General features: G+C 55.1%; 4 protein-coding genes. All 4 read right to left on the bottom strand.

Features of this window, described 5'->3' with window-relative positions:
- Positions 1-179: 179 nt before the first annotated feature.
- The 4 genes from Q0796_RS17005 to Q0796_RS16990 all read right to left on the bottom strand — a co-directional run bounded on the left by Q0796_RS17005 (position 180) and on the right by Q0796_RS16990 (position 6,032).
- Complete coding sequence (locus tag Q0796_RS17005) at positions 180-1,415, bottom strand: DEAD/DEAH box helicase (RefSeq protein ID WP_298445362.1); 1,236 nt, start codon at positions 1,413-1,415, stop codon at positions 180-182.
- 261 nt (positions 1,416-1,676) lie between these two features.
- Positions 1,677-3,707, bottom strand: coding sequence for a methyl-accepting chemotaxis protein (locus tag Q0796_RS17000; RefSeq protein ID WP_298445359.1), 2,031 nt, complete (start codon positions 3,705-3,707; stop codon positions 1,677-1,679).
- A gap of 367 nt (positions 3,708-4,074) precedes the next feature.
- Positions 4,075-4,647, bottom strand: a complete 573-nt coding sequence (locus tag Q0796_RS16995; RefSeq protein ID WP_298445356.1) for an LUD domain-containing protein — start codon at positions 4,645-4,647, stop codon at positions 4,075-4,077.
- Positions 4,647-6,032: an LUD domain-containing protein gene (locus tag Q0796_RS16990; protein WP_298445354.1), complete on the bottom strand. Its 1,386-nt coding sequence runs from the start codon at positions 6,030-6,032 to the stop codon at positions 4,647-4,649. Before Q0796_RS16990 ends, Q0796_RS16995 begins: the two co-directional genes overlap by 1 nt.

The raw sequence follows: 6,032 nt of genomic DNA, 5'->3' as shown, positions 1-6,032 counted from the left end.
TCGGTACCAATTGGACCAAAGGCAGTGCCTTAAAGAAGTTGTTGGATGGGATGCAACAGCTAATTAAGACACAGCCCAAAAAAGCCCAAGCGCGAACGCTTGGGCTGGTGCAACTTGGCTCTGTAACGCAGTGATAATCATCCGCATTTAACGCCATCTGGGGGGGGAGATAACCCCTGTTAACCTTGGCGTCGATTGCCGCTGCGACCGCCATTGCCGCGCTTCTTGGCGCGCCGTTTCTGGGCGCCGCGGCTGTTTTTATTGTTCTCTGGTAATGACTTGGTAAAGTCCGGCTCAAAACCCGGATACCACTGCGGCGCCAAACGTTGATCCAGCACCGCTTCAATCTCTTCCAGCAGGTATTCTTCGCCGGGGCTCATCAACGACACCGCCAGCCCTTCCAGCCCCGCGCGGCCACAGCGGCCAATCCGATGCACGTAATCTTCAGCGATGAACGGCAGATCGAAGTTGATCACATGCTGCAACGCTTCAATGTCGATGCCCCGCGCCGCCACATCGGTAGCCACCAACACCCGGATCTCGCCGGCTTTAAACTGCGCCAACACCCGCTCGCGCGCGCCTTGGGATTTATCGCCGTGGATCGCTTCGGTTTTCAGGCCATCTTTTTTCATCTCTTTGGCAAGGGCATCTGCCCCCTGTCGCGTTTTGGTGAAGATCAGCACCTGCTGCCAATTCTTCGACCCAATCAGGTAAGAGGTGAATTCTCGTTTGCGATCCGCATCCAACAGGTACAAGGTTTGGCTCACCTTGGCGGCGGCGCTGTTGCGCTTGGCCACTTCAATCAGCGTTGGTTCCCGCAGTAACCGTTGGCTAAAGGCGTAAACACCCTCGTCGAAGGTGGCGGAAAACAGCAGCGTTTGCCGTTCGTTCGGCAAACGTTTGCGAATTTGGCTGATCTCCTCTTTAAAGCCCATGTCCAGCATCCGATCGGCTTCATCAAACACCAGATAGACCACTTTATTGAGGCTAACCACGCCCTTACCAAGCAGATCCAGCAACCGCCCAGGGGTCGCCACCAACAGATCCACCCCCTGCTTAATGGCGTGGATCTGCGGATTAATGCTCACCCCACCATAGGCTAAGGTAACCGCCAGTTCGGTCTCGGCGGCGTAATGGCTGATCGCTTGCTCTACCTGCTGCGCCAGTTCACGGGTCGGCACCAGCACCAACGCACGCAACTGCGGCTTAGGCTGGGGCTGTTGCAACAGATGGTGCAGCAGTGGCAAAGCAAAGGCGGCTGTCTTACCGGTGCCGGTTTGCGCCCCCGCCATCACATCGTTGCCCGCCAGCACCGCAGGGATCGCTTGCGCCTGTACCGGCGTTGGCTCGCGATAGCCAAGCTTGGCGATGGCACTTTGCAGGCGTGGATCCAACGCCAAGGTTGAAAAACTCATCTGTAATTTAATCCCAATAAAAATTGCGCCGCAGTGTAGCAGAGCGCACCACGACTGCAACGCCATGGTGGGTCGGCTTAACGCGTAACGGCCAAGTCGGTAGGGCAAATACCGCCTAAAGTACCGCGTTTGCTTAACGGTTGCCGCGCCTGCGGCGTCACCGCCCCAAGGGCCGAGACGCTCACACACAAGGCACGATCGTTAGCCCAATAAGAACAAAGCCCGAGCATGGGCTCGGGCTGAACAACATAAGACAGACAGTTAGCTGAAGTAATCCATCTGCTGCGACAGGTTTCGCGATAACTGCTGCAGCTCGTTGGCGCTGCTGGCCGTTTGCTCAGAGGTATCCCGTGTCTTGCGGTTGATGTCGCTGACTTCCGAGGCATTGGCGGCAATCTCGGATGACACCTGCGCTTGCTGCTCAGAGGTCGCCGCGATGTTTTCCGCCATGCTGGCAATGTTGTCGATCTGAGCGGTAATGCTCTGCAGCGACTCGCCAGCCGCGCTGGCCTTCTGTCGTACCGAATCGCCGGTTTGCTGGCTTGATCCCATCAACCCAACCGAGGTTTCAATGCGGCTTTGCAGCTGGCTGATGATGGTAACCACTTCCTGCACGCTGTTTTGGGTGCGCTGTGCCAGCTGCCGCACTTCATCGGCAACCACCGCAAAGCCACGGCCCTGCTCGCCCGCACGGGCGGCTTCAATGGCCGCGTTTAACGCCAGCAAGTTGGTTTGCTCGGCGATGGCGTCGATCATGTTGGTGACCGCTTGGATGTTTTTGCTCTCTTCCGACACCTTCTCAATGGCGTCGGTCGAGGCGTTCAACTGATCCGCCAAGTTGCCAATCTCGCCGGTCATGTCCGACACCAACTGCACCCCTGCGGTGCTGTCGTGGTTGGCGCTACGCACATTGTGCGCGACCGCCTCCACTTGCTCAGCCACCGAGTTGGCCGACGACGCCATCTCTTCAATGGCCGCCGCCATCTGATCCACTTGGCGCTGTTGTGCTTCGGTCTGATCCAGGTTACAGCTGGCGTGTTCGGCCACTTGCAGCGCCGATTCACCGGAGTGCTGGCTAGTGGCTTTAATCTCGCCCACTAAGTTGTTCAGGCGCTGCGCCATCTGCCCCATCTGATAAGTCAGGTTGGTGATTTCGTTATTGGAATTGGCTGGCACCGATGGAATTTCAACGCTGACTCGGCCTTCGCCTAAGGCGGTCATGTACTGGTTGGCGTAGGTCAGTGGGCGGATGATCCGCGCCAACACCCACGACAGCGCCGCAATCGTGAAGATGCTGGCCAACGAAGCCACAACAATGATCTCAACCAACAGCGTTTGCGCTTCTTTGGTGATCTCATCCACCCAAGTGCCGCCGCTGATCACCCAATCCCAACCGGAAACCTTGGCAAATACCGCGTACTTTTGTGCGCTTTTGCCTGCGCGCTGATCCTCATAAAGGAACTGCCCAGACTCCTGCTCAAACATCTGTTGATACAGGTTGGCGCCGTCCATCTGCAGCAGGTTTTGCCCAATCAGTTGGGTGATCGGCGAGTAGAGGAATTCACCGCGATTGCGATTGTTGTTACCAAAGACGGTGGTATAGCCGCTGTCGCCCCAGCGCACGTCGCTCAAGCTGCGAAACAAGCCAGCAGACGCTTCATCAACGGGGATCCCCACGAACGAGGCACCAATCACGCGGTTGTTATGGTCTTGCAAGGCGGCGTAATAGGTCAGGTATTTACTGCCGAACAGTTCGCTCATGGCGTAGTGCGATTTGCCCGACATGATCGCACGGTAAGCGGCGCTGTCGCTGGCTAACGCGGTGCCAACCACCCGTTGCCCCTGATGATTACTGAGCGAGGTACTGAGGCGGATCAGGCTGTTGTTCTGGCGAACAAACACCGTTGCCACCGCGCCGGTATCTTGGCGAAAGCGATCCACAATAAGGTTGGAACTGACGGTGCCGTTGTTGCTGCTGAGCTCGGGCAGCACCTGTCCATTGATCACCACGGTATCGCTGGCCACTTGCAAGCCATTGAGGTAACCATTACTGAAGGCGCTTTCCAGCATTTTTGCTTCGTCGAGGTAGCCATCAAAGAATTGGCTTAAATTCACTGCGACGGATTCAACTTTAGATTGCTGTTCAGTCAGGGTTTTGGTTAGCAAGGTTTGGTAGCTTTCGCTGTAAACCAGATAGCCGGTTACCGAGAAGGCGATGGCAATAAGAAGCGCAACCATGCCCGATAACTGCACACGAATGCTGCGATGTTGAATATTAAATAGGGATACCATTAAGGAAACCTTATACCAGGGGAAATCGTTCCAACTACTCGGTATGTGGTCATCCTTTGCCACGAGCGGGCGCGCATAAAACCAGATCAGTTTATTAGAGTCAAAAAGCCCACCATCATTTGCGATCCAGATCGCAACCGCACAAGAAACAAACAAAAAAAGAACAATAACGAGCAAATAGACAGCCATTGTGGTGACATTTTCAATCGATTTTTATTGATGCGTGAATGCAGCAAAGTCTCGAAAGCAATCGCTTCTCGGTTCTTTTTACGCTTTTTTTCGCCGTTTTTTGCCCCCCCAAAAAAGCAAAAAATCCCAGCGCTATCGCGCTGGGATCGTCATCCTATCGGTTCCATTGCCGTGGCTGTTAGCCCAGCACAAACACCGTCATCGAACAGGCGCCATGGGCACCAATCACCAAGGCTTGTTCAATGTCGGCGGTTTTCGATGGACCCGCAATGAAGGCGCCCAGCTCGCCACGCTGTAAATTGATGCGCGGCACCGCTTCATGCATGTTGGCAACGATGTTGTCTTTGCTCACCACCACCGCCAGGTTCTCGGCGATGAATGGCAAGGCACGGTGGCCGGTGGCCGTACTGCGGACAAACACGGCACCGTTTTCTGCCACCGCAAATTCGGCGTTGATCAACGCTAAATCAACGTCGTGCAGCTGGTGTGGATCGGCGTTCAATTCGCGGTTGCCGTGAATGCCATCCACCTTCGATAGCACCTGTTCACCTTGGCCAATGTGCTTATCCAAATGCGCTTGAATGGCCGCGTGATCGGTCACTTCAATCAACACCCCACCCACTTTCATCAGCAAGTCACGGTATTGCCCCAACAGATCGGTGTTATTGGGTTCAATGTTAATGGCCGGCATCGCTGTTGCTGGCACAGCCATCTGCTCTAAGGCGGCTAAGATCGTTTCGCGGCTAGACATTATTTGTTCTCCCGATTTTTATTGAACCACGTCTCGAAAGAGTCAGTTGTGCTCACTTCTGGCAACTCATGGCTCTTACCCCATGCCCCAGAGAACGGCTTCATCAACGAGCCCGGTAAGATTTTTAAGGCGGTACGCGCCACTTTGCCACCGGTGTTAAGCAAAAATTCATTGCCCATCAACTTGCCCACGTACGGCATGTAGCTGCCTTTGCCGTAAGGCAGGTTGTTCTGCTCGGCATGCACCCGACGCCACTTGGCGATAATGCTATCCAGTGGCACCTTGGTTGGGCACACCTTGGTGCACGAACCGCATAAGGTACAGGCCCACGCCAGCGAGTGGGTTTCATCTTTGTGCGCCGATACGGCAATGCCAATCGGGCCTGGGATCAAGGCGTTGTAAGAGAAACCAGAAGACTTACGGTACACCGGACAGGTGTTCAAACAGCCGCCACAACGGATGCACTTATAGGCTTCGGCGATCAGCTCATCTTTAAACAGCGCCGTGCGGCCGTTATCCACCATCACCACGTGCATCTCACCACCGGGCTTAGGCCCTTTGTAGGTGGTGGTGTAACTGGTGATCGGTTGCCCGGTGGCGTTACGAGCCAACATTCGGCTTAGCACCCCAACCGCGTCCATGTTAGGCACCAACTTATCCAACCCCATCGAGTGGATCTGCAAGTTTGGCAGGTTGGCGCCCATGTCGGCGTTGCCTTCGTTGGTGCACACCGTAACCGCCCCTTCCGAGGCGATCGCCATGTTCACACCGGTTAACGCGGCATCCGCTTGCAGGAATTTTTCGCGCAGGTGGTAACGGGCTTGTTTGGTTAGGTAAGTCGGGCAAGAGGCGCCCTTTTCAGACCCTAAATGCTCGTGAAACAGCTCGCCAACTTCTTCTTTTTTCAAGTGAATGGCCGGCACCACAATGTGCGATGGCGGCTCTTTTCGCAGCTGAATAATGCGCTCACCCAAGTCGGTGTCGATCACCTCGATGCCACGATCCTCAAGGTAAGGATTAAGGTGACACTCTTCGGTCAGCATCGACTTGGATTTCACCAGCAGCTTCACATCGTGCTTTTGCAGCAACGAGTGAACAATCTGATTGTGCTCAGCGCCATCTTTGGCCCAGTGCACGGTAATGCCATTGGCCTGACAGTTCTGTTCAAACTCTTGCAGGTAGCGGCTCAGGTTCGACAGCGTATGCAGCTTAATTTCGCTGCCTAACTGCTTAAGCTGCTCCCACTCTGGCACCGTGCCCGCCGCCAAATCGCGTTTATGGCGCAGGTTCCACAGCGCCTTATCATGCCAATCCACGCGCTCTTCATCCTGCAGAAAGGTTTCTGCCGCACTGGCGTGGGTTTCAATACCATTAATGAGTGCCAT

Source organism: uncultured Ferrimonas sp., assembly GCF_947489035.1.
Lineage (GTDB): Bacteria > Pseudomonadota > Gammaproteobacteria > Enterobacterales > Shewanellaceae > Ferrimonas.
Note: the sequence above shows the minus strand (reverse complement) of the source record. Positions and strands in the feature narration are given on the sequence as shown.

Coding starts and splice junctions, on each gene's coding strand:
- Q0796_RS17005 (WP_298445362.1), bottom strand. CDS start 1,415: ATGAGTTTTTCAACCTTGGCGTTGGATCCACGCCTGCAAAGTGCCATC.
- Q0796_RS17000 (WP_298445359.1), bottom strand. CDS start 3,707: ATGGTATCCCTATTTAATATTCAACATCGCAGCATTCGTGTGCAGTTA.
- Q0796_RS16995 (WP_298445356.1), bottom strand. CDS start 4,647: ATGTCTAGCCGCGAAACGATCTTAGCCGCCTTAGAGCAGATGGCTGTG.
- Q0796_RS16990 (WP_298445354.1), bottom strand. CDS start 6,032: ATGGCACTCATTAATGGTATTGAAACCCACGCCAGTGCGGCAGAAACC.